The following is a 26,104-nucleotide window of genomic DNA, read 5'->3' on the forward strand; positions in this document are numbered from 1 at the left end:
AACCATGCAAAGAACCAACAACCACTTTTTTATACGCAGAATACTGATGTTGCTATGCTGCGGGTCGATAGTAATGACCGCACAGGCAGCCGAGCCACTGTGGACGCTTGTTCCTGCTCCGGGAAGTAATCCCGTCCAGACTGTGCCGGCGAACGGGACAGCTACAGTACAGTATGTGGTCCAAAATCAGTCAGGTAAGCCTAAAACACTGGTCATTCAGTCCACACCGGGCATTAGCCAAACTGCTCCCTGTCAACTGATGCCCAGAGGACAGGCCGGCAGCAGTTGTGTCTTGAATCTTGTTATTATCGGCAATGCGTTACCTCAGGGAGGTGTTCATTACGGCCCCGTGCTGTGTCAGGCCAATCTGGATGGCAGCCCGAATCCAAACCAGTGTTATCAGCCAGGTGCCGCCACTAGTTTACATATTACCCGCGGCCCTGCCACAGGGGCTACGATTACGGTGAACCCCTCTGCTTTAAATTTTGTTGCGGGAACAAATGGATTGGTCACTGTAACCAATAGCCTGACCTCGCCAGAGCCTGCGAATAATGTGGTTGCCACCATTCCCTTCGGCAGTCCTATCAGTGTGCAAAACACGACCTGCGGGGCAAGTCTTGCGATTGGCGCAAGCTGTACGATTACTTTTACTGCTCCAACGGCAGAAGGACCCACCATTATTGGCATTAGCGGCAGTAACACCAATACCGCGAATGTTGCAGTAACCGTCACCGCCATACCCCTGGCCACTCTCAGCGTCAATCCAACCACATTACTATTTGCTGAAAATTCAACAGGCAATATCACCGTGACTAATAATGCAGGCTCTCCGGTTGCGGCAGAGAATGTGATTGCGACCATTCCAGGAGGCAGCAACATCAGCGTACAGAGTACAACCTGTGGCGCGAGTCTTGCGATTGGCGCAAGCTGTACGATTACGTTGGCATCAAGTACGCAGGAAGGACCAACCACTATTCCCATCGCAGGAGACAATACCAACACAGTAAATGTGGCGGTGACCGTAACCAGTCAGCCACAGATAAGCATCACAAATCCTGTCCAGCAAAGCCGGGTCGTTACGGTAGCGGGCGCCTCGTTGTCTTTGGAAATTACCAATGATGCCGGCAGTGCGGTGAATGCCAATGCCATTACAGTCAGTAATCAGGCTGCCTGCCCTGATTTGTCCGTTAACAACAGCAATTGCACCAGTGTGGCACCTGGAGCCAGTTGCACGCTGGAGCTAACTTCCAACTCCCCTTACGCGCCGTGCACCATTACCGTCAGCGGCAGCAATACCGCCAATAGTCCCACTGCCTTGATTGCTTTTTCTCATTTAGGAGGGTTGGTATTTGAGGAAAGCGGAGGCAGCGGCAAAGTGGTCATTGATATGGCACAAGAGTTTAGTAATCAATGGACGAGTAATTTCTCTGATATAGCTAGCGCAACAAGTCTGGATGACGGGGTTAGCAATACCAATGCTATTGTCGCTGATTTAGCTTGTTCAACAGATCCGGGTGAGTGTGCAGCCCAACGTTGTCGAAACATCGGTATAGACTGGTATCTTCCCGCAATAAATGAGCTATCTACAGTTCGTAGTGCACTGTGTTCCAACGCGGCAATTCCCTGTAACTTTGGCGGGTTTTTGGCCCTCATCTACTGGAGTTCATCGCAGTTCGATGACTCTAACGCGTGGGCCGCTTCCTTCCCATCAGGTAGCGACGGCGGCAACCTTAAGGTCTTCGTGCCACCTGTTCGGTGCATCCGGGCTTTTACCCCTTAAACTATTTATCTTTTTTTTTGAGACAGCTTTGCTGTCTCAATCTGTTGATTGAGCTACAAATGGATCTTAATTTGCTCAAATTTCAATGGATTCGTTAAATAGAGCAAAATGGGGAAACAACAAGGTAAAAGTTGTTCTAAAAACGATAGGTTTCCTCCTGTAACTGTTGCCGAACATACTCTCGGTTACATCAATGGATATGAAGAAGGTTATACGACTGCTCTACTTAACTCTCCACAAGATTTATCTATGGTCGGCTTGAAATTAGGAGTGCTTGCCCAACGTCTTGGAAAAAAAGATTTGAACGAGTTAATATTCATTAAAAACAGCAGTGAAAGCCAAATATTACATCATCCTGATTTTTTAGATGCTTTTAAAGAAGGATTGAAGGTTACTTTTATAAAGTACACACCAAAGCAAAAATCATTTATTATTCTATTTTCAAATGAAATAAATGACAATGGCGATTCACCAAACTACCCCTACCCTCCATTAAAAACGACTGACAATTTATCTTTGCCACCCATAAAACCCGAGTCAACAAAACCTTCTTTTTTGCCACCAATAAAAGAACTTCTTTTTAATTATTCTCCAGAGACTTTTGAAGCGACTCGCTCTACTTATCAATTTCAGGAAATAAAAAATCCACTTACTTCAAAGACTCCTCTAACAATATTTTTAAATGAAGCTAATAAGTCTGTACTCTTGGAAACAAGAGGTCTTAAGCGTCAAACTAACGAAATCCCTGTCAAATCGACCAATGAAACCGGGAACCCCTATAGACTCTTTTCTCAGGTTAATGTATTTGCTCCTTGTCATCCTGACCTGGACCATTCCACTGAAGCGCAATCAAAACCCAAGAAAAGCAAAATAGCGTTCTAATTAATAATGAAAAACTCTGAAACCATTAAGAGTTCTTGCAAGGAATGGTTCACCCTGTTTGCTTCCTTGCTCAAATAGAAAACGCCACCGCTCCTGCAAGATGTCAACGTGTGAAATTATGACTCTTGTGATATTATTCCATTTAAGTCATTAGGGAGTAATGCTAAGGTCTTTCCTGCGCAGGCGGAAAACTATCTACAAATTAGACATGGTGATAATTTTATGGATAGTTTCCCGCCTGCGCGGGAAAGACAAGTCATGGAACAAAGTCTGGAAGAGAAAATTTGCATATACCGTGAACACTTACAATAAGTTTTATTGCTTACAATTTAATCAAAATAGCCAGCTTTACCTAAAGCAGCCATCTGTATTGTTTTGAGTCATTCCCGTGAAAACGGGAATCTATTCTCAACTTGCCTCATCACTTTGCTTGAAAGAAGATCCCCCGCCTTTCGCGGGGATGACATGAACATTGTAATGACAATTTATGTAATACAATCTACAAAAAGAAAAGTTGCATATCCAAATTGCATATACATTTTCAAGTATTCAATTTCACGCTGATTTATTAACTTGTGACCCATCGCTAGAAGAAATAAGCTAGCCGCAAAGAAACTGAATAAAGAAAAGGAAAATAAACATCGGCGGGACTTAGCTGAGATTCTCCATAACCCGCTGTGTAGTTCCCTCCTAATTCTCCCATTAAGTGATCAGTAAAATGATAGTTTAAACCCGCACCGAATGTTGGACTCAAGCGCCAATGATCAATCAACATGTCTTGCCGGTGTACGCCAGCGGCTCCTATACTGGAATAAATTCTTGCTTTGGTGTTAGGAACAAGAAGCATTATCTTGCCCACTAAACTGGCTGTTTCCGTTCGGGTAATAAATTTTGTCAGATCATCATTGTCAAAACTAAATATACTTATCGGATCAAAGACAACATTGGCATCCGGATAACGCATGTAATTTGCCTCCAACGCAAACACAGGAGCAAATTCATAACCAACAAAAAATCCCCAAACACCCCCTCCCTCTTCAACTTTGACGGGAGTAGATATGTTAATAGCCAGATTCTGATTTTCTTCAGTAGGAACCAAACCGTTCCAGGTCGTAGAACCATAGCCTCCCATTGCTCCCAGGTAAAAAGAACGTTGAAATAAATTATCGCCCGTCGTACCTGCATGGCAGAAAAATGAAAAAAATGATAATTGTAAAATTAGCGCTAACTTTTTATTAATCACAATATATTTCTCTTTGTCTATTTAAATTTGACGCTTTACAACGCCTCAAGATCAAAACAATCTAACGTGAGTGCTATCATTTCAAAACTTGATTTTTCTAATGCTTTTGCTACTTCTCAATAACAACCGCAACGCTTAAACCTCGTTCAATGTAAATTGATGAAATGTTAACACCTCCGGATACCTTTATACTCAGTTTTGTCAGGTTAATTTAATCCGAGCTTACACATACCCGAGGTAAACACATCTAATTTTTGACACTAAACGATTCTTTTTGCCTGCGTGCTGTACTTTATACAGGACGCAGGCATTTTGGTTTTTATAATGTTCGATTAGATGCGTTTACCCTGCACATACTCTCTTTATTACAATGATGTAATTATTTATCGACAAGCAAGCCGCGTTGAACTACATATTCTGCCGTGTGAATCGACGCCGCCATTCAGGTAACAACTCCAGTTGTCCATACAATCTTGAGCGCTTGTGTAGGTTTGAGTTGCACAAGCGTTTTGCAAGGATTTATAACGAATTAGCATTGTTTCATAAATCAGGTGTGGGTTATTGCATAAAGCGCCTCCCTTGGGGAGCAATTCACGGCAGTGACACCCTGCGGTATCTTTAAAAGAAGCGCAAAAGTTAACATCATTTGTAGGTAATGCATTAGGGCATACTGCATAACCTGACACATAGAAGAAACACGTAAAAACAGCAATAATTATTCTCATCATTCCTTGACCCTTACTTAAAATTAAAATACAGAGGTACTGTATCAGAAAGTCGTATATAGAAAAACACTAAATTATAAAATCTGATTTTCTTTCCTCCTTCTTTTGATTTACAGTTAAAGAATTAAGTATATAAAAGACTTTTTTAGCAATTAATTCACGAAAATCAGGTCCTAAATTAGCGGAGAGCACTAAATAAGGAGTATGATGGTTGTCGTCGCGCAAAAAACTTACATCCAGAAAGTTATTAATTTTCAATAGGTCATACTGATAAAATTCTATTTTTTTGCTTTTTAAACCAAATAAATCTCTATTCTGTTTTTTAGAGGTAAGAAAATTACTTTGCACATTGATGAAAACTGGAAATTTATCCGTGCCCTCGAAGGATCTCAATCGCCCACATAGATTAAATATCTTGCGGTTTAACTTAAGCCCGGGGAAAATGACCGTATAAAGATAAACCAACAGACTGATTAAACAGCTTTTAATCCGCTTCTTTTGACTAAATACATTAATACAGGCAAGTTTTACCACATTGGAACATCGTTGATAGAAGTTGGTTTCAATAACAGCTTGATGGATTTGCTGAGCCAGGTCTGTTAATGTCGAGTATTTATTTAATGTGATTTTGATCGGTTCCAAGCGAAGAAAACAACCAATTGTATTATCATAAGTCTGACTATCCCGCGTGGATTTTACGAGGGTTATAAAAACATGTTCTTTGGAACCAGAATAATCACCTAAAGCCAGGGCGACACTGGCACATAAACCATCATTCAGACTCACATTATTTCTTACACAAAACTGTTGTAAATTAATCAAGGTGTTTTCGGGTATCTCCATGTAGGTTGAATAAGCAAAGTGAGGAGAGGTCGTCTTTTTTACAATAGCAGATCCAGGAAATGTAAAGAGATGAGCATCTTTTAAATACTTACTCCAAAAATCAAAATCTCTGTCCAAATACATTTGACTATAACGCTGTTCATTTAATAGGTATTCTCTATAATGCTGATCAGGATTTACTTCATCAAGTGTTAGCCGGGTATCAAGAAGATAATAGTCAGAAAGATGTGAGAATAAAATGTCAGGAGACACATCATCAGCAATAATATGTGGCATACAGGCTTGTAATTCAATACTATCCTCTTTCATATAGAATAAACGAATAATTAATTTTGGCTTCCCCCTGGCCCAGGCTGTATGTGCTCTTAATTCTTTTACGGAGGTTTCCAGCACTTGACTACATTCTGAATCAGATAATGTTTCAAGATTTTTGGTTATTATTTTAAATGGCAAATTAGTTTGTAAAACCTGGGCAGGCTGACATGTTAATACTTTGCAGAATAAAATGGGGTGTTGTTTGAATACGGCGTCTAAAGCTCGCTTTAATGTTTCAAGATCAAGCTGCCCTTGCAAACGTTTTCTTGCAACAACATTTAATTTTTTTGCTTTGGGTTCAAACGTGCTGGATAACCAAAGCAGAAGCTGAAAATCGCTTAATGGTAACCATGAAGAAGAGGCTTCATATTCTACTTTATGTAAAGCATTTTTTTTCCTTGCTCTGCTAACCACGCCAGTTAACTCTCGGATAGTAAGGGCATGATAAAATTCATCTAAAGTAATGACCTTTCCCAAATTATTATTTATTTTTGAAATAATTCGGGCTGCGCATAAAGAGTGCCCGCCTAACTCAAAGAAATTATCGTTAAGTCCAATGCGTTTTATATCCAGTTCCTCGGACCAGATTCTGGCAAGCTTTTTTTCCAGGGCCGTACGGGGCTTCAGATAATCCCGTGTCAGAGTTAACTCCGGCACAGGTAGAGCATTTCTATCTAACTTGCCATTGGGCGTTAGAGGAAACGCTTCGACTTTAATGAAAAAAGACGGAATCATATAATCAGGTAACAAGATCTGCAAATAATGTCTTAATTGACTGTTAATGGGCTGCTCTGCCTTGTCATCTTTTAAAATATAATAAGCAACCAGCAACTTTTCTTTTAACGAATCTTCCTGAGCTATGACGATAACGTCTGCAATAGCCTGGTGAGACAATAATCTCTTTTCAATTTCTCCCGGCTCGACTCGAAAACCTCGTACCTTCACCTGATGATCAATTCTGCCAATACATTCCATGGAACCATCAGGTAACTCACGGCATAAATCACCTGTTTTGTAGAGGCGAGCCATGTTATTTTCACTAAAAGGATCGCTGATAAACTGGCGCTGAGTTAAATCAGGCCGATTTAAATAACCTCGTGCCAAACAAATCCCTCCAATATACAACTCTCCCTGCTCACCCGGTGAAACGGGAGAAAGATTAGAGTCAAGAATGTGACAATACACATTAGAACCGGGCCTGCCAATTGGCACATGAGTTGGTAAAAGAGAACAATTAGCACGATTAACTTTGTATAAGGAAATACCGACGGTCGCTTCTGTAGGACCATATTCGTTGAATAGGGTATGTTCAGGATAAAGATCAAGCCAGGCTAAACAATCGCTACTGGATAAATTTTCTCCGCCTAGAATAAGAATCCGTAAGTCTGGTAAAGAAACCTGTCTGAATTTAAGCTCACGTAACATCACTTTTAAATAAGTGGGCGTTATTTTAATACTATTTATTTTATTATCTTTAAGATAATCCAGGTAAACACTGATATTTTTCTTTATCTGATCACTACCAATCACAACGGTCATTCCTGACATAAGCGGTACCAGGGTGACTGATATCGCCATATCAAAAATATAATTAAGTGAAAAATCAACCCGTTGACAGGATTGATATTCCGTATAAGCAGTAAACCATCGGCAGTAATTAATCACACTTTTATGCTCGATTAAAACGCCTTTGGGGTTTCCTGTCGAACCTGAGGTGTAAATAATATAGGCAAGATGATGTGACTCTGCGATAGGAGAAGGATTCGCTTCGTCATATCCTCCTGTTTCTCTTGCAAACGCTTCAAATGCTATTAATTTTCCCTGATAAGAAACAAATTTTTCCTTGAGCTCAGAATGAGTCACTATGAAAGAAGTCTGGCTATCTTTCAATATAAACAATAATCGCTCTTCAGGATGAGAAGAGTCAAGTGGCAAATAAGCTGCTCCAGCCTTTAAAATACCGAAAATAACAATAAAAAGATCAATGGAACGTTCCATACACAGAGCAATTTGAGTATCAGGATTCACACCCAACGCCCGTAAATAATGCGCAAATTGATTCGCTCTCTTATTAAGCTCCCAATAAGTCATTGACTGGCCATTAAACAAAAGAGCAGTATGATACGGTGTCCGCTCAACCCATTCCTCAAATAATGCATGTATGGTATTCTGACTATTCATATCCCTATTCACAGCCTCTGCTCTTTGCTACATTTCTTTACTTAACCATAAAATAGCCTATTGAATCAATGGATTATTAATTATTACTCGTTCAATGGCGTGATAATATTCCTGTTATTTTCATTGACACATACGTTTAAAAGAGAAGAATTCCTATCCAGGCGGGATTAGTAAAAAAATCCTTTGAGATCTCATCCAATCCATGAGGATAACTCTATCCTGACTTGACATTAAAACGTGAATCAATCCGCGAAATCAGTTGCTGATGGATATTATCAAATCCCCGATTGCTCATTATCAATACAGCATCACCGGAGCGTACGCTCTCGACTAAAGCCTCAATCATTGCGCTTGTAGTAGGTAATAGTACATAAGGACAAGTCCACTCCTTGGCAAGGTCATCCAGATTAAATTGTTCAGGACTTAATATATAAGCACCATCGACATCAGCTAATGCGCTTGCCATGGCATGGGCATGGACTCCTGTTTTCATTGTGTAAGAAGCAAACTCTAAAACAGCAAAAATACGCTGATGCCGATGGCTTTGTTTTAATGCGTGGATTGTTTTACTAATTGCCGTGGGATGATGAGCAAAATCATCATAAATAGTAATACCATGTCGATTGGCTTTCACTTCCAGACGGCGTTTGACGGGTTTAAATTCTGCCAGCGCATTTGCCGCTTCTTCTATATTTACTCCAGCATGAAAACTGGCAGCCAGTGCCGCAAGGCCGTTCTCAACATTAAATTGTCCAATTAAAGGCCATCTTACTTCCGTAACAGCCTGACCTTTATACCAGACACGAAATGCTTGTCCACTTTCTTCGAGCAATTCAGCACGCCAGGTTGCATTACCATGCAAAGCCAAGTTATCTACAGGAGAAAAAACACCGCGATTAATGACCTCGTTCAAAGCGCTATCATCCCGCGGTTTGATCACGATTCCTTTACCCGGAATGGTTTTTAAATAGTAATGAAATTGTTGCTGAATTGCTGCAAGATTCGGGTAAATATCAGCATGATCAAATTCGAGATTATTTAAAATAGTAATTTCAGGACGATAGTGCATAAATTTTGGACGTTTATCAAAAAATGCTGAATCGTATTCGTCCGCTTCAATAATAAACCATTCTCCATGACCTGGCTGCGCGCTGGTATCAAAATTGGGTGCCACTCCTCCAATGAGAAAACCAGGATGTTTTCCTGTTTGATGAAGAATAAAAGCAAGCATGGACGTCGTGGTAGTTTTGCCATGAGTTCCGGCAACAGCCATTACACGATAACGGGATAATATATTTTCAGCCAGCCATTGTGGGCCTGATGTATAATTTTTACCGGCATTAAGAACCGCTTCAAGAACAGGCATTCCGCGTTTAATCGCATTTCCCACAATGACACAATCGGCTTGTAAAGCCTGTCCAGTATCCTCATAACCTTCAGTCCAGTTAATACCTTTGTCATGTAATAAGTCACTAACGGGTGGATAACAATTTTCATCACAACCTGTTACTTTGAAACCCGCCTCTTTAGCCAGTAAAGCCAAAGCGCTCATAAAAGTGCCACCAATACCTAAAATGTGTAAATGCATCATTGCCCTCATTGCCATAAGGAAACAGTTAAAATATTACAGGCCAGTAAACCAAAACTTGCCAATACAGCAGTTAATGAATCGGATTCCAGAGTATGTTTGTAGATATGTACCGTAACCAGAAACTGCCAGGCTATTAATAACAAAGTAAAAATCAAGTAAATAATCGCTGTTACCAAGGCAAGGCCCTGATTTAACTGGTTATTAATAAGCATGGGGGTAACCAGCAATAAAGGAAAAGCAAAAAAATGAATAAGCAAGTGGCTAAATATTAATGTCGTTAGCGCTTGTAAGGTTCTGCCAGCCTTATGATAAATTTTAAGTAAAATATAAGTATAAACAAAATAAGAACACAGCAACGTTAAAACGGCTAAAATTGCTCGCAAAAAATTCAAATCTTGCCTTTCTGGTTCAGAAATCACTGATTGCAGGACAATTAACGACACGAATAAAAACGAGACAATAAATAATAAAAAAGAAGAAGACGGTGTATTTCCCGGACTTTCTTTTAAAATCGCAACTTGCCAATAACGCTTAAAAAGCGTTTCCCACATATGAGCATCCTATTTTATAATCATTTTTAAGTGTTCATGCCTATTCAAAAAACTGCCTATATTAACGTGAGTGAAACCTAAAATTTTCCCTGCTGAAAAAAAACAATCAAAACTCATGCCGAAATAACAGCTAACGTCAACTTGGTTGAGTTTTAACTTTTTTGATAATACTAACCTGTTGCACTATCGGTTTTTGCCACGGCCCCGAAATTTTATAGGTATAACCACTTATTGTCTGCATCCCCTGATTAATTAACCGACTGGCAACCCATGTTGCAAATCCTGCTATAGGACCGCCCGCAATGGTAGCAACGACGGGTAAACTTGCCGTAATATGAGGGGAGATTTTTAAATCCACGTCATAAAGCTGTTTTGCAATATTTAAATCGCCTTTCATGCTGGCATAGGCTACCGGACCATCGATATAACTATTTTGCGTTCTCATGATCCCGTTTGCAAGACTAAAATTCCCTCGAAATTGATCAAAACTGTAACCGTCTTTGGCTAAATCACTAAAATCCAATTTAAGTCGGCGTGGGATAGTTTGTAGGCTAAGAATACTTAAAAGTTTTCCTAAACCTAATTTTTCTTCTGTGTCAGGACTTAAATGGGTAATACGACCGTCTTTAAGGCCAATGGCAATTTGACCCTTTACTTTTTCCAGCGCAAAATTGAACAAACCATCAGGCCAACTGCCTTGAAAACGTAATTCACCTTGCCTGGCCTCAAGCGCCGCTGGACTAATTTTCCAACGTTGTAAACTTTTCGCCAAATCATTAATATGTAAATCCCCCTGCAATGTGGTGGTATTTATTTTTTCATGCTGCTTCCATTCTCCTTTTGCAGTCAGGAAATAAGAAGGCGATTTTATTTTGCAGAAGTCAAGCCGCCAGCTATGAGGTAAGGATTTTGCTTTTAAACTTACTTCGCCCAGATCCAGTTCCCCCCATTGAAAAGAATCAATCTGTAAATCAAGATTAGGTAAATCCGCAGGTTTAAGACCCGAATTAGACACGTTATTTTTTAAAGCAACCTTTTCAACACGTAATTTGTTAAATCGTCCTGTTAGGCTATTGGTTTTCTTCTGATAATGTAAATTAGCCACAAGCTTGGGCTGTTGTAAATAAATAGACCATTCTTCTTTAGCTAAACTCGCTACTTTAACAACCAGATCTTTATAGTATTCTTTCCCTATTATGGCTTCCTTTAATTGAATATCAATTCGATGTATTACATCAAATAAGGAAGACTCCCCTGCGGACTGCATCAGCTTTCTTTTAGTAGCAAGCCACTGTTGAAGATCAAACGAAACTAAAGAACCAGTGATCTCCAAACCTTCCCGATTATGCGCCAAAGCATCGCCTTGACCTAAAAATAGCTGCCCTCTTTTTAATTCAAACTTATCATTTAGACTGGAAAACCATAAATCACTACTTAAACGATTATCATAATTAAAACGCAATCTGGTTGTCTTTTTGTTACCAAAATCAATATTCAGGGTCAAAGGGGTGCTTAATTCAGCCGGTTTTCCTAATGGGGGAGGCAAGTCAACACCGAGTCCTTCCATTGAAGTTTGTATTTGTAAATGAGATTGTTCCTGGGGGTTATCAGTTAAGAGGAGTTTGCTTTTTAATTCCATTGTCCCATGTAATATGGCAAACAAAGGCAGATTAAATTTTTTAGCCAAAATTTCTATGGGTAGTTCCCCTTCCATTTTTACTTGCGTATAAGGTTTAGGGGCATGCACTGATTGAATAGACAGGGTGGTCGGCATATCAAACACAAGCGCTTTCAAATTACTGTTTAAAACACCATCCTGATTAAACTGTAAAGAACCATTTAAATCTTTTAATTCCACATCATCCATGCTGTGATGTACTGTAAGATTATTCGCTTGAAAATTAATAGTACCCAGTGCAAGTACCGAATCATTCTCAGGGTAAAGTGGAATCTCTAATTGTAAATCAAGATCTAATAAACCTTGCATTTTTAACCTCTTTAAAGCAGATAAATTTTTTCTCAAAGGCGAAGAAAAAACGTAAGCCAACGCTTTATCAGATTTGGTATTTACCCTACTATGGATGAGAAGTGTTTCTCTATCCAATCCAATATCATCAATTCGCAAATTCCCCTGTTTCACGACTATCTTTTTAAGATTAGCCTGAATAATATCCGCTTCAAGGGTACGTTTATTTATTCGTAAATAACTTTCTATATTTTTAGTAAGAGGCCACTGAGAGGTAAATAGTAAATCAACACCACTTAAATGGCTCGTGATGGTGAAATTACCTGGATTTTTATCAAAGGGAAAATCAGCAAGAGGACCATTAATTACTACCATTCCATTTGCATTTTTAATGCGTTTAATGTTTTGTTTAAACCAAGCCTCCAGTTTAGGTTTTAAGTGTTTGGATGGAAGATAAGGTAACCAATATTGGGCTTCTTTTGCTGAAAATTGTGCAGTGATATTCATCTCTCCGGGCGAAGTCGCCGAAATTTTATCAATCTGGCCTCTTGCATTAAACAAAAGATTAGGATGATCCAGACTCAATTGTTCTATGTGAATACGTCGGCCTTCACTCAATTCCTGCCAGTTTAAAGCGGCGTTAAGCCTTGCAAACGTAAGGGAGGGCTGTTTTCGCGAAGTAAGTTTTACATGCTTACCCTCGAACAGCAAACGTCCCTCATTGGGTTGCCAATAAAGAACACCGGAAAGATTATTAATACCAGGTTGATTATCATAAGCCTGCCATCCCAATCCAGAGAAACGAGTTAAAATAGTATCAACATTGTGTTTTGTAAATTGAACCTGCGTATCATGAAAATGTCCCTGGGGCTTTCTTGCCATCACATTTTTTATAGAAGAAGGCCATAAATAGGCAGTAGAGCGAAGAGGCTCAATCAAGAGATTTTTTATAAACAGAAAATAAGTATCCTTATTCTTCTGATAACGAAGCGCCAACGTGTTTTCCGGCCAACGGATATTATTTGCTTCAAGTTGCAAACGATCACCCGTTAACAGCCAACCCTCTTTAGTCTGCTTCCAGGCTAAATTTGCTTTTATGGTCTGGATTAAATGCTTTTTTTTCTCTTGCTTGTCAATTAAGGCAAGACGATGGAAATCCAGCCTGGTCTGCACATTTTTCCATTGCCCTTTTGCCAAATCAGCCCAAAGCCGAATATTTCCCTGACCATCCAATAATTGCAGACGTGATAATGTGGCAAACTCCTGCCATTGGGCTGGTAATAAGTTTTGGACAGAGAAAAAAAGATGTCCATTGATCTTTTGAACCGTGTCAGGATCCAAATGCAGATCAGCAAGGAGCTGAAAATGTGTACCAATCGCTTGTGCAAGCGAACCCTTTCCTTTGATAAGATAATGCCCTCTTCGGTTAATCGCAGTAAGATTAAGTTTTTCCAGGGGAATAAGGGTTCCATCCTGGAGGTAAACAGTAGCCGACAGATTTTTAATAATGATTTTTTGCTGTGCTAAAACCCAGGCCAATACAGGCTGATAAGAAGTCGTATCAAAAATCATTTTCTGCTTATCATAGCCGTCTATTCGCCATTGATTATTTTTTTGATGTAAACTTAAATGAAGATCATCAAGAAAAAGAATTCCTGGTTGAATTTGCCAATGTAAAATTGAACTAAGCAGATTAATTCCCACGAATAATTTATTCAATCTGGCAACTTCTTTTTCGCCATTCGCCACACTAACCTGATTGAGTTTAATCACCGGCTCAAACCAATACCACCCTGTTTCCATGGCGCTAACCGTTACCTGTCCACCTAACAAAACTGATAAATGTTGTTCAACTTCTGTTTTATACTGTTTTGCCCACGGAGTGAGGGCGCGAAAAAGGCTGGAAATAACAGCGGCTGTAATAATGCCTACAGCCAAAACTATCCAGCATCGTTTTAAAAATTTAGTCACTACGTTTTGTCGAAAAATGGTCAGAGTTTTTACTATACCATTGCTTTTGCGCATACTCATCACTTTCCTTTTGTTCTGCGCGTTCTTTTTTTGCTTTTTCTTGCTGTTCAACGCGTTCTATTAACCGTTTTACTGCATCCTGCTCGGATTTTGCTCGCAAATAACTGGCTTCACTACGTGAACGTATTTTTGCAAACTGAGCCAGTTGCTGATTTAATTGAGTAAGTGCACTATCAAGTTGTGCAATAAAATCAATACGATTGCGTATATGCCCTACCGTACACCCCGCATCACCAATATCTGTCAATTGCTGCATGTAGTCATTGCGATAACCAACTAATTGTTCATGGCGCGCTTTTCCTGTAATAAACTGCTCTCGTGCCTGCGCCAAAACCTCGGCAGCGCGTCGTGTCGCCTGTTCTTTTATCGCGAATAAATGCAATAAGCGCTCAAGACGTTGACTCATCGTTATTCTTTATTCCTCCAGTGAATCAGCCAATTGAGTCAGCATAGTCAAGCTGGTTTCGAAGTCCACTTTTTCTTCCATTCCCTGGATAATATAATCTCTGATTTTTTCACGGCAAGCGATCGCTTTATCGACTTGCTGATCATGACCTTTCGTATAAGCACCTAATAAAATAAGATCTTTGTTTTTCTCATAAAGGGACAGGTATTTTTTTAATAATAACATTTGTTTCATTTGGGCATCCGACACAATAGCAGGCATAACCCGGCTAATAGATGCTTCAAGATCAATAGCCGGAAACTGTCCTGATTCGGCCAACTCTCTGTTTAGCACAATATGACCGTCAAGAATTGCTCGTGCTGCATCAGCAATGGGGTCCTGCTGATCATCTCCCTCAGTTAATACGGTATAAAAAGCTGTAATCGAACCTGATCCAGGCATCCCATTTCCTGCTCGTTCCACTAATTGGGGTAATTTGGCAAAAACAGAAGGCGGATAACCTTTGGTGGCTGGTGGTTCTCCTATTGATAAAGCAATTTCTCGTTGCGCCTGCGCAAAACGGGTTAGAGAATCCATTAATAAAAGCACATGTTTGCCTTTATCACGAAAATACTCTGCAATGCTGGTTGCTACCATTGCGCCGTGCAAACGCATAAGAGGGCTTTCATCAGCAGGAGCCGCTATTACAACCGATCTTTTCAGACCCTCTTCACCTAAGTTACTCTCAATAAATTCCTTGACCTCCCGACCCCGCTCGCCAATCAATCCAACTACAACCATATCTGCCGCAGTAAATCGAGTCATCATTGCAAGCAATACTGACTTTCCTACACCCGAGCCTGCAAAAAGACCGATACGCTGCCCACGTCCGACCGTCAGTAAGCCATTAATAGCCTTAATACCCACATCCAGAGGCGTGTCAATCGTCGCGCGCTTTAAAGGATTAAACAAGGAACTGATTAAGGGATAACTCTCGTTAATTTCCAGAGGGCAACCTTCGTCTATCGGGGCACCGCCCCCGTTTAATATTCTGCCCAATAGATTAAATCCCACACCCACCTGGGCAACTTGTCCACTGGGTATAATAGGCATACCAGGCGCAATACCTTGGGTATGTCCTATCGACATCAAATAAGCATTTTTGTTATCAAAACCGACAACCTCTGCCTCAACTTGCTTTTTACTATCAATTTTAACCCAACAACGTGCACCCACAGGCTGTTGAAAACCCCGGGCCTCCAGGGTTAATCCAATGGCTCGGCTAACACGGCCGCAGCGTACCAGGCCCGAAGCGGGTTTGGTACGCATCATCTGTAAAATTTTAACTAACTGAGACTGGTAAGTTATCATGATATTTCATCAGGGGCAGGTTCATCCGTACTGTCATTGTTATCCTGTAGATAAGACTTGAACAACGTCTGGAGTCTTGTTTTTAAACGGCCATCCAGTTCGCTATATTCATCTTTTATATAAAAATCCCCTCTGGATAAGGCGGGATCAGCAATTAAAACCCGTGTTAAATCAGGTTGGGAGTTTTTAAAATTATCGAGTAAATATTCCACATCCAGAGGATGCATCGCTAATTGTTTATTCCCTTGTAAGCCAGGAAGTTCCTGTTTAATCGCATCGATTAACACTGCCAATTTTTCCGGATGGACAGATAATTCGATACCAATACACGCTTCACATATCCAGATTATCGTTTGGACAATTTCTTTGTTTAATTCGCTATCCACGATAGCAAGAGGGTGTTGAAAAAAATGAATCCACTCACCTAATTCCTGCTGCTTTTGCTGAACATGAATTTCAGCTTGCCGTAAACCTTCCTGATAACCTTCCTGTTTTGCCTGTTCACGTAATCGTTCACATTCTTTGGCTAACTCCTCCTTTTCATCAATTTCAGAAACAGGCTCTGGCTCCGGTATTTTAATATCCCAAACATCAAAAGCGTCTTTATCTTTTTCTTCATACAAGGGTTGAAAATCATTATCCACATAAAATCCTTTTACTTGCAAAGCTTATTATTAGCTTACCCGATAGCTCAAATGCGATTAAAATATGTTCTTTTTACAACAACCGTGTTCCTGTGTCCCCACGCAACAAGGCTTCTGAATAACAGAAAATTTTCAGTCGTGGAATAACATTTTATTTTAAATCATTTCCTCACCACCTTTAGTACCCAAGGCTATTTTACCTTCCTCTGCGAGACTTCTGGCTATTGCGAGAATATCTCTTTGCGCGCGTTCTACTTCACTCACTTTTACCGGACCCTGCATTTCCAAATCATCCCGTAACAAATCTGAAGCCCTTTTAGACATATTGCCAAAAATCTTTTCTTTTACAGGTTCTGTAGTTCCTTTTAAGGCCAGCAAAAGTGAGTCTGTCGATACATCACGCAGTAAAATCTGAATACTGCGATTATCCATATCGACCAGATTTTCAAAAACAAACATTTTATCTTTAATCTTATTGCAAAGATCTTCATCCCACTGATTAATTTTATTGAGTACATCAGACTCAACCGATCCTTCCAAAAAATTAATCACATCAGCGACGCTTTTAATTCCCCCGGCAGAAGCTATTTTTCCCACTTTCTGCCCGCTCAACTGTTTTTCAATAACATGTCCCAATTCAGAAATAGCTTCTGGTTTAACCGTATCTATAGTACACATACGCAGTAAGACTTCGGCACGTCTCTCGGGTAAAAAATAACTTACCACTTCAGCGGCCTGTTCGCTATCCAGATGAATAAGAATAGTAGCAATAATTTGCGGGTGTTCGTTACGAATAACATCGGCAATCAGCCGGGCATCCAGCCATTTTAGACGATTAAGACCACTGTCTTTGTCTGAAACCAGAATTCTGTCAATAAAAGGGATCGCGTTTTCTTCGCCGAGCGCGTTAATAAGAATGGTCCGTAAATAATTCTCCGCATCCACCGTAAGACTGGTCTGATCTTCAATGGCATTTAGAAATTCACCCAGCACTCCTTGCATTTTAGCCTTACTCACACTACTCATCGTTGAAATAGCCATCCCCACTTTTTGCACCTGTCTGGGTTCCAGGTGCTTCAGTACCTCAGCAGCATTTTTCTCACCCATGCCGAGCAGTAAAATTGCAGCCCGTTCAATACCATCCATATGACTACCCTCTCTCAACCCAGGTTTTAACCACTTGCGCCACTCGTTTTGGTTCTTTATCAACTACCTGACGTAATAAGGCCAACTGCGATTCGTAATCGCTTGCATGTGGCAACATATCCTGAGCCTTATAAGTCAACTCTTTTAATTTCTCTTCTTCTTTTTCCTCTTTTTCCCCTGCCAAGGTTTTAAATAAAGGTTTAATCAGACCAAACACTATCCCTAAAATAAATAATGCAGCGGCAACTTGTTTCATGATTGACCAAAAAAGAGGGTGTTGCCAAAAACGTAATTCGGGAAGAGGCGGGATAGGATCGGGTTTAACAAAGTGGCTATTCACCACATTGAGACTGTCGCCTCGGCTCGCATTGATACCAATTGCATCAGCAACCAACACCTTGACTTGCTCAATTTCAGCAGGAGTCAACGGCTTAACTTCCATTTTTTTCGTTTTAGGGTCCCAAATGGGTCTGTCATCCACCAATACAGCAACCGTCAATCGTTTAATAGCACCAGGCTGATTTTTTGTATGGCTTATTGTCTTATCCAATTCAAAATTCTTGGTACTTTGAGTCCGAACGTCACTGGATTCTGTATTAGTATTTGTATTAGGATTGGGGGCTTTATTTTGATTGTTAGCATTATTATTGTTGTTATCGTTATTATTAGGATTTTTCTGCTGCAAGGCCGGATTAGCAGGAGGCGTATTTGTTAAAGCGCCAGGCACACCTGTTGGCTTGGCTCCGGAATTATGTTTTTCCTTTATACTCTGTTCGCTGCGCAGGGAAGGTAATTCCGGATTATACATCTCTTGCGTTTGCTCATAGGACGTAAAATCAACATCTGCCGAAACTTTGGCTCTTACTCGCCCATAACCTAAAAATGGAGTCAGGATATCCTGGATTTTCTGTACATATTGCTTTTCCAGTGTTTGACGATAATTAAGGAAACGTTCTGTATCAGTAAATAAAGTTTGTCCACTTCCTTCATTCAATAACTGGCCATCCTGATCCACCACAGTAACTCGATTAGCGGAAAGATTAGGAATGCTGGAGGCTACCAGATTAATAATAGAAGCTATAGTCTGTTTTTTTATGTCAAGCCCTGAATAAACATCGATAAAAACAGAAGCACTTGGTTCTCTGTTATCGCGTACAAATGCTGATTCACGTGGGATTGCCAAATGAACACGCGCTGACTTGACATCATGAAATTGACTGATAGTACGCGCCAATTCCGTTTCTAACGCCTGTTTATAACGCGCATTTTCCATAAATTGGCTTGTATTGAATGTATTGGTATTCGATCCGGCAAATAAATCGTAACCATTTCCACGGGGTAAACCTTCGACAGCCAATTTCATACGTGCATCCTGCACATCGTTCGCTGCCACCAATACCGTGCCTCGGGCGCTATCAATTTTGAAAGGAATATTACTGCGTTGCAAAAGATCAACGACTTCTGATGCATCACGAGGACTCATTTCACTATACAAAGGCATATAATCCGGGGTACGTGACCATAAAACCACGCCGACACCAATAGCTACACAGGCTGCAAGCCCCAATAATAGTCCTAATTGCCTTGGAATAGGTAAACTTGCGAACTTTGCAGCAGCAGTAGAAGCATTGTCAACCAATGCCATAATTAACTCCTAAACTATACACAAACGTAACCCCTGAATCACAGGATAAGGAAGCCTGATTAAACAGGCATACTCATAATATCCTGATAAGCCTGGACTATTTTATTTCTGACCCTTAAAAGCGCTTCGAAAGCCAGATCCGCTTTCTGACCCGCTATCATTACTTCACTGACCTTGGTATTAGCATCACCCATTTCAAAATGGGCTTTTAATGCGTCTGCAGATTGTTGTAACTGGTTAACATCACCTATTGCTTTTTGAAGGATATCGCCAAACGGTGCCTGCGTTGGATTAATCTCCACACTGGAGCCTGTGGCCTGAGCTGTCATCAGACGCATTTGATTCAACAGAGATACACCATTCATCTCAATCATACCATTCCTCTTTAACTATTAATCTTACACAACATAACCTTCTTCACGCATCTTGGCCAGTTTATATCGCAAAGTACGCTCACTTATACCTAACAACACAGCAACCTGCTGGCGATTACCCTTATTTTCTTTCAACGTTTGCTCAATCAAATCAAACTCATAATTCTGCAAACTCTTGGGATCATTTTTATTACTTTTATTGACAACAGCGGACTCCTCTTCTACTTCAGGATATTGAGGAAGTTGTAAATGAGGGACCTCAATAATACCTTGCGTCTGTAAAACCAACGCTCGTTGTATCACATTATCCAATTCGCGAGCATTGCCTGGCCAACTGTATTCAAGCAAAGCCTGCCTGGCTTTATCGCTTAAAGCAGGAATCAGCGGATAATGGTTCTGGCAATGACGACGTATTAAATAATTTGCTAAAGGAATAATGTCACATACTCTCTCCCGTAAAGGCAACCAGTGGAGGGGAAAAACATTAAGACGATAATATAAATCCTCACGAAAACGGCCAGCCTTTACTTCATCAAGCAATTTCCGGTTACTGGTAGCTAATACCCTTACATCCAGATTAATCAGCTTATTTGCCCCAATACGCTCAACTTCTTTTTCCTGTAACACGCGAAGTAATTTTGCCTGTAGACCCAAACTCATCTCGCTCACTTCATCAAGCAATAAAGTACCTCCCTGCGCCTGTTCAAATTTACCTGCAGTGGCTTTATAAGCTCCGGTGAAGGCCCCTTTTTCATAGCCAAACAAAGTAGCCTCCAACATCTGCTCAGGAATTGCTGCACAATTAATGGCAATAAAAGGATGCTGTCGTCGAGGCGAGTGGTCATGAATAAAATGGGCCAGAACTTCTTTACCAGTACCGCTTTCCCCACTGATCATCACGCCTACATCCGATTGGGCAACACGTAAAGCCATTGATAATAAAGCCTGGCTTTTAGGATCATGGGCTACCGGTTGACTGTCATCGTCTGTAACAATCGGTTTGATATAGCGATTAATTTTTTCCGTTAAAGCATGCGCACTAAAAGGTTTTTGTAAATAATCTACCGCGCCATATCGCATAGCGTCCGCAGCATCTTCCACCGATCCCTGCCCGGTCATCAATATTACAGGAACACCAGGATTAAGCCGTTGGATCTCGGCAAGCAATTTCTGGCCATCCATTTTATCCATATGGATGTTACTTAAAACAATAGCAGGGCTATGACGCTCAAGCATTGCGAGCGCTTCTTTGCCATCCTTGGCAGCCAGATAAGAATGTCCAGCCTGATGCATAGTCTCTGCGAGTGCTTCACGTAAAACCGGATCATCTTCAACAATTAATATGTCGCTCATGAGCAATCCTTTGTTCAAAATACCATTATCTCAAATTTAATAATTTATGATACGACAATCATTCATTTAAGCGTTATGGTAGATTAATTGTTATACATCTCCCTCTGCCCGATAGTTAAAGAATCCAGAATCTGCTATCTATTCACCCGATAGCAGATTCTTTATCACACCACAATCAGCATAACACATCCTGCTCCACTCTTTATGACTTTAACAAAATTATTACTTAAATTAAAATATAAATAAAATCAGTGAATTAATCTATAAAAAACTATTTATAGTTTACTCTGAGCGCGGTTGACATTTCGTCAGAATATGTGAATATCGGAGTACAGATAAGAGCCTGTTTTGGTCTTGAGTAGAATCCTTACAGTTTTCAACCGCCGTATGTGATATTATTTAAGGGACAGGTATTTAAATTTATAGATCCGGACATATCATGCAAGGCATGCATTCCCTTTTAAATTACCTTCTTCACATCGACAGCTACCTTTTAGCGTTCGTTTCTGTTTATGGGACATGGACTTATGTGGCGCTGTTTATGATTATTTTTTGTGAAACAGGGCTTGTAATTACTCCTTTTCTGCCCGGCGACTCGTTACTTTTTGTAGCAGGGAGTATCGCAGCACAACCCGAATCCCCTTTATCAGCCCTGCTTCTCTTTTTCTTGCTCATTTTTGCCTCGATAATAGGCAACCAGCTTAACTATCTGATTGGCAGAACATTGGGGACGCGTGTATTTTCAGCAAGGAACTCATGGTTATTTAATAAAAAACATCTGGAAAAAACGCATCGGTTTTATGAAAAACATGGTGGAAAAACGATTATCCTGGCTCGGTTTATCCCCATCATTCGTACTTTTGCTCCTTTCGTAGCCGGAATTGGTGAGATGAAAAGCAGTCATTTTTCGCTTTATAATATAATTAGTGCCTTTCTGTGGATTAGTCTCCTGCTTGGCTGTGGTTACTTTTTCGGTTCAATTCCTATAATCAAAGAAAATTTCTCAATTGTTATTTATAGCATTATTATTATTTCGCTTATGCCACCAGCAATGGCTTTTTTTTATCGCAAATTAAAAAATCCACGGCTTTATGAATAATGAAAACAAATTAGACTATCAAGCTAAGTTTGGCAATCATTCCATGTAGCGTTAACAAAAAGATACCCGGTAATATGATGCAGCATACCAAGAAAGTTTGTAAGACAAAAATAAGAGGCCATGATTGGTTGCGGTGTACTTAATAAAATGACTTCTTTGGGCATGTCCTCAAGCTTATCTACCTGAATCCAACCATGAGATTAAGAAACAAAGCCCCATGGGTTTTTGATTAAGTTTTCAATTATGAAGCCTTGTTAAAGAGCCGTGTGTCCATACTATTACTTCCATGGCGCCTGCCTGGCAAGGCGCCAACCCGTTAAATTTCCGGGTTTGGGTTAATGTTGTGAGGTGTACTGGATTGTGGCAAAAGATGAGGAGTGCTAAAAAATCCATTTACATTTTGTGCGGCCCTAACATTGTTGGCTAAAGCCCGTTGTTCTTGATGATATTGATTTAGCGAAGCTATAATTTCTGGATGGTATTCAGCAGGACGATCGAAGGAAAATAGATCTTTAATTTCTTTAGAAGTAATAACTCCTAAACGACCTGAATAAACTTTGAAGAATTCTTCCGCCAGAAAAGATAGCGAGCCGGCAGGAATTGAGTCGAAAGTATAGGCAGTATTCTTGTCTTCAATAGCTACGTAAACTTGTCTGATAAAGTTTTTCTGATTATCTGGTAATAAATTTTGGTAAAAGGAATTAATGTATTCCTTCACATAAAAATGGATTGATTGGCGTGTTAGAAGAGGGAATTTGAACTCTGAGACAACTTCTAACGCAATCAAAAGTCTCATAAAGGGTCCTTGATCACAGGAGGGATTCTCTACTTGATCCAGAAGCTCTAAAAGAAGAATATGAAATGCTTCAGCGCCATCCTTTATTCTAAACTCTACAGGAGCTGGATGATCGACATAATAACCAACCATTGCAATCAAATTAGTTAATTTTTTGGCATCAAGAATAGTACGTTTCATTGCTTCTGGCATTTGATCATTAACTGGGACTGATGCTTTTTTTAATGTATCGTTTATAAATATTGCGATTTTGTTATACTTGGTGATTTTATCATGGATTGCTTTAAATTCCTGACTATCAGATACAGAATAATTCCCATGAATAAAATAAATATAATTAAGTAATTTATTGGCATCATTTTTAAATGAGATTGAAGTTTCCGTCACTTGGTTTTTATTTTTTATAATGTAATCAATAAAATTTTTTCTTCCAGCAGTAATTTTCTCCTTTTTCTCAGCCTCTGTTTCAGCTAGGGCTTGGTACCAAGTATCATATACTTGATCTGCAAACACATGATTTTCCTGCCTATGAATTGCTTGAGGATCCTTTGATGGATCACTATCAAATTTTATTAAAAGTTGTGTGCGTATTTCTTCAAAAAGTTTTTCTTGAGTTGTTCTTTGAACCTTATGCATGCATTGATTATAAATAAGCTCTAAATTTTTCTTTGTCTCTTCGCTTAAACCAGCCCTTTTTTGTAAATTTATTTGCCATTCAGCTACCTCTTTCAAAAAATCTATTGGTAAAAGAATATTGTCTTTTCCCATAACTAAATTCATTAAGTATTGAATAAAGTTTAAGCTTTTTGTGGACGCAGAATTGGAGGATGCTATGTCTTTTATGCAGGTCGTTAAGAGATTACTATTCTCGGCTCCCTCTAGAACATGATTGATCCAACCAGGTGTGATCTCTGAGAGAGTGTCGACAAAGTTGGGAGAATAAGGTCTTCCTTGAGTAGCCGTGGCGTAGACTGCCCAACCCAATATTCTTGCCAAAAAAGTATTTTTCTCCTCTTCTGGAATATCAAAAAACCAAGCAAATTGTTCTACAGCTTCTTTTAACTCTTGCTTTTCAAGTTTTTTTAGATCAAGTTGGTCTAATTTATCTACTAACAGATAGGCTATTTGCCAAGACATCGCCTTTTTTTCATCCTGAATAGTCAACAAATCTGAAACAAAAATGGTATAATTTTCAGCTTTAATTTTACCTTTTTGATGTCTTTCTCTTTCTAGAAAATGTGTTGCTAGCATTATAAAGTTACTGACTATCTCCTTTAATTCGTCAGCGGATATATCTTTTTTAAATTCATCAATTAACTCTTTTAAAACGCGCCTTTGTTGGATAAAACTTTCTTCCTTTTTCCTATTAAAAAAAGGAAAATCATTTAAATGAGTTGAATATATAAAAAGAAACATTTTAAGGAGACTGGATTGGTTAATTCCTTTATACTGTAATGCTCGAAACAAATCTTGTATTTGCGCAATTTCTTTTCTTTTAAATTTACCTGGATAACACGTAAAAAAATGTTGAATGCCGAAAAATAAAATTTCATAAGCGAATACCGGTGATGAATCAAGAGCTTTATCACCAACTATTTTTAATTTATTATTCAATAAAATGCTATGCGTCCCTAAATTCATCCTCTGCATCGTGAGAGACATTATAGTACTTTGAGAAGGTGCATCTAGTGGTTCTGAGAGAAGTGATAACAAGTAAATTATTTTTTCTATTAAGTGAAGACTCTCGGATCGATTGTGTTTTCCTAATTTGCTTATCACATCCATTAATTGTTGTAGGTTAGGAACTGTCCCATTTTTTTCCAAAATCACTTTGAAAATATCTTTATCGATGGCAGGGTTATTAAGGCCTAGAATAACCCATTGAATAGGATTAGAAAAAATAAGAAGCTTTGTCATATTTTCATTTGCTAAAATCTTTTGGTAAGTTGCAGCTAAAACTGCAATGTCCCTTTTTACACCATCTTTAGAAGAGAAAGTAAAAAGGTTTTTTTGGAACTCATCTATAGATGCAGGCCTAAAACCTTTATCCCACATTTCAGGTACATATTCTATTAAGTAGGAAGATACATAATCCAAGAAATACGAATCTGAATTACCAAAAGGAGTATTTTTTAGAGTTTCAATCTGTTCGTCAGAAAAATATTTTTGGAGTAAAACCAATGGGTTATCTTTAATTTTCCTCCAAATAAGAAAAGAGATAACTAACTTATGAATATAATATTGATTAATTGCTTCTTTAAGGCTGTCTACTTTTAAAGCTTCATTTAAATGGGCTTCGTCATAGACTATTTTGTCTATTAAAATACCGAAAGTATTAGAGTCTTCATCACACGTTATGGGAAATTGACGAAGATACTGATCCAGTTCATTAAGTAGCCATTTAAAATAACCATCTTCAGAATAAAACAGTTTTTTTAAATCAAAATGGTTAGGAATAAGAAGAGACATAAATTCAGAGGGAGAAACTTGCTCTCTAAAACTATTAATGTGGGCTATTAACTGTTCAAGTTCAACAATGCCTCCCTGGCAATAGCCAAGAAAAAAAACTTTTAGCTTATTTTTAATTTCAGACAACGATAATTTAACTTCTTTTTTTTGTTTCTTATTTGGCTTGGCATCATTTTTTTCAGAAGAGGTTCGTTTGGCTTTTTCCGTACTTAAAGACACGTTCAAGTTACTTTGAGGAAGCACAATCTCTGGTTGATTTTCCTGAGTATTCTTATTTTTTGATTTTGCAGCTTTTTTCATGTAAAACTCCTGACTTTTAACCTTGTAAATATTCTTATACTGCAACAAGGCAATAGTCTTAATTAAAAATTGAACAACAGATGATAAACCTCAAAAAACCTCAAGTAAATTTAGAGAATTAGCATACTGAGGACATTGTATTAGCCATAAAAATTTATAAGGCAATCAGATTTGCAACATGTAACTTTTCAACCAACGATTGGCTTATTACATCTCTCAAATTGCATAAGGTAATTCTGATGAGATACTTCAGTAAAAAATGAGCCGACTAAGAAACTAAATTATAAAGCTCAAATTGAGGCTTATTATATTAGATTTAATACTAAAATTCAATATAAAACCAAACTGATTAAAATTCAAGCATAATCAATTGCCTGTTCAAATTAGCGCTATGAACTCAAAAAGTGTTCGTTT

At 39.1% G+C, this 26,104-nt stretch carries 17 protein-coding genes and 1 pseudogene; 4 read left to right on the forward strand and 14 right to left on the reverse strand.

Annotated elements, in window-relative coordinates; translation table 11 throughout:
• The 3 genes and pseudogenes from T345_RS15325 to T345_RS15585 all read left to right on the forward strand — a co-directional run.
• On the forward strand, positions 1-1,780 hold a 1,780-nt coding region (locus tag T345_RS15325), incomplete at its 5' end, for a hypothetical protein (RefSeq protein WP_211249730.1).
• Positions 1,781-1,888: 108 nt separating this feature from the next.
• A complete protein-coding gene (locus tag T345_RS0105035; protein ID WP_028388379.1) occupies positions 1,889-2,662 on the forward strand; it encodes a hypothetical protein in 774 nt (257 codons plus the stop codon).
• A 58-nt stretch (positions 2,663-2,720) separates the two neighbouring features.
• A pseudogene (locus T345_RS15585) lies at positions 2,721-2,813 on the forward strand (IS982 family transposase); the annotation flags it as partial.
• Positions 2,814-3,248: 435 nt separating this feature from the next.
• Here the strand turns inward: T345_RS15585 and T345_RS0105040 are convergent.
• The 13 genes from T345_RS0105040 to T345_RS0105095 form a co-directional block, all read right to left on the reverse strand.
• Complete coding sequence (locus T345_RS0105040) at positions 3,249-3,905, reverse strand: outer membrane beta-barrel protein (protein WP_028388380.1); 657 nt, start codon at positions 3,903-3,905, stop codon at positions 3,249-3,251.
• Between the two features lie 383 nt (positions 3,906-4,288).
• The gene (locus T345_RS14755) at positions 4,289-4,633 is read right to left on the reverse strand and encodes a hypothetical protein (protein WP_084273736.1); all 345 of its coding nucleotides are present in this window, start codon (positions 4,631-4,633) and stop codon (positions 4,289-4,291) included.
• 66 nt (positions 4,634-4,699) lie between these two features.
• Positions 4,700-7,981: an amino acid adenylation domain-containing protein gene (locus T345_RS13615; protein ID WP_242604538.1), complete on the reverse strand. Its 3,282-nt coding sequence runs from the start codon at positions 7,979-7,981 to the stop codon at positions 4,700-4,702.
• 202 nt (positions 7,982-8,183) lie between these two features.
• A complete protein-coding gene (gene mpl / locus T345_RS0105050; RefSeq protein WP_028388381.1) occupies positions 8,184-9,557 on the reverse strand; it encodes a UDP-N-acetylmuramate:L-alanyl-gamma-D-glutamyl-meso-diaminopimelate ligase in 1,374 nt (457 codons plus the stop codon).
• A gap of 8 nt (positions 9,558-9,565) precedes the next feature.
• Positions 9,566-10,111, reverse strand: a complete 546-nt coding sequence (locus T345_RS0105055) for a hypothetical protein (protein WP_028388382.1) — start codon at positions 10,109-10,111, stop codon at positions 9,566-9,568.
• 136 nt (positions 10,112-10,247) lie between these two features.
• A complete protein-coding gene (locus T345_RS0105060; RefSeq protein ID WP_084273738.1) occupies positions 10,248-14,108 on the reverse strand; it encodes a YhdP family protein in 3,861 nt (1,286 codons plus the stop codon).
• Positions 14,041-14,514 carry a flagellar export protein FliJ gene (gene fliJ / locus T345_RS0105065; RefSeq protein ID WP_028388384.1) on the reverse strand — a complete coding sequence of 158 codons (474 nt, stop codon included), beginning with the start codon at positions 14,512-14,514 and terminating at the stop codon, positions 14,041-14,043. Before fliJ ends, T345_RS0105060 begins: the two co-directional genes overlap by 68 nt.
• Positions 14,515-14,523: 9 nt before the next feature.
• The gene (fliI, locus tag T345_RS0105070) at positions 14,524-15,864 is read right to left on the reverse strand and encodes a flagellar protein export ATPase FliI (RefSeq protein WP_028388385.1); all 1,341 of its coding nucleotides are present in this window, start codon (positions 15,862-15,864) and stop codon (positions 14,524-14,526) included.
• Positions 15,861-16,508, reverse strand: coding sequence for a flagellar assembly protein FliH (locus tag T345_RS0105075; protein ID WP_028388386.1), 648 nt, complete (start codon positions 16,506-16,508; stop codon positions 15,861-15,863). The genes fliI and T345_RS0105075 overlap by 4 nt, the downstream gene beginning before the upstream one ends.
• Before the next feature lie 156 nt (positions 16,509-16,664).
• Positions 16,665-17,654, reverse strand: coding sequence for a flagellar motor switch protein FliG (gene fliG, locus T345_RS0105080; protein ID WP_028388387.1), 990 nt, complete (start codon positions 17,652-17,654; stop codon positions 16,665-16,667).
• A gap of 4 nt (positions 17,655-17,658) precedes the next feature.
• Complete coding sequence (gene fliF, locus T345_RS0105085; RefSeq protein ID WP_028388388.1) at positions 17,659-19,299, reverse strand: flagellar basal-body MS-ring/collar protein FliF; 1,641 nt, start codon at positions 19,297-19,299, stop codon at positions 17,659-17,661.
• Between the two features lie 59 nt (positions 19,300-19,358).
• Entirely contained in the window at positions 19,359-19,673 is a 315-nt protein-coding gene (gene fliE, locus T345_RS0105090; RefSeq protein WP_028388389.1) for a flagellar hook-basal body complex protein FliE, read from the reverse strand.
• A 24-nt stretch (positions 19,674-19,697) separates the two neighbouring features.
• Positions 19,698-21,026, reverse strand: a complete 1,329-nt coding sequence (locus T345_RS0105095; RefSeq protein WP_028388390.1) for a sigma-54-dependent transcriptional regulator — start codon at positions 21,024-21,026, stop codon at positions 19,698-19,700.
• Between the two features lie 439 nt (positions 21,027-21,465).
• Here T345_RS0105095 and T345_RS0105100 point away from each other — a divergent pair, with 439 nt between their 5' ends.
• Complete coding sequence (locus T345_RS0105100) at positions 21,466-22,125, forward strand: DedA family protein (RefSeq protein ID WP_028388391.1); 660 nt, start codon at positions 21,466-21,468, stop codon at positions 22,123-22,125.
• A gap of 316 nt (positions 22,126-22,441) precedes the next feature.
• Here T345_RS0105100 and T345_RS13620 read toward each other — a convergent pair whose 3' ends face one another.
• The gene (locus T345_RS13620; RefSeq protein ID WP_035918186.1) at positions 22,442-25,690 is read right to left on the reverse strand and encodes a hypothetical protein; all 3,249 of its coding nucleotides are present in this window, start codon (positions 25,688-25,690) and stop codon (positions 22,442-22,444) included.
• Positions 25,691-26,104 lie beyond the last annotated feature (414 nt).

The sequence above is a fragment of the Legionella fairfieldensis ATCC 49588 genome (genome assembly GCF_000621525.1).
GTDB lineage: Bacteria > Pseudomonadota > Gammaproteobacteria > Legionellales > Legionellaceae > Tatlockia > Tatlockia fairfieldensis.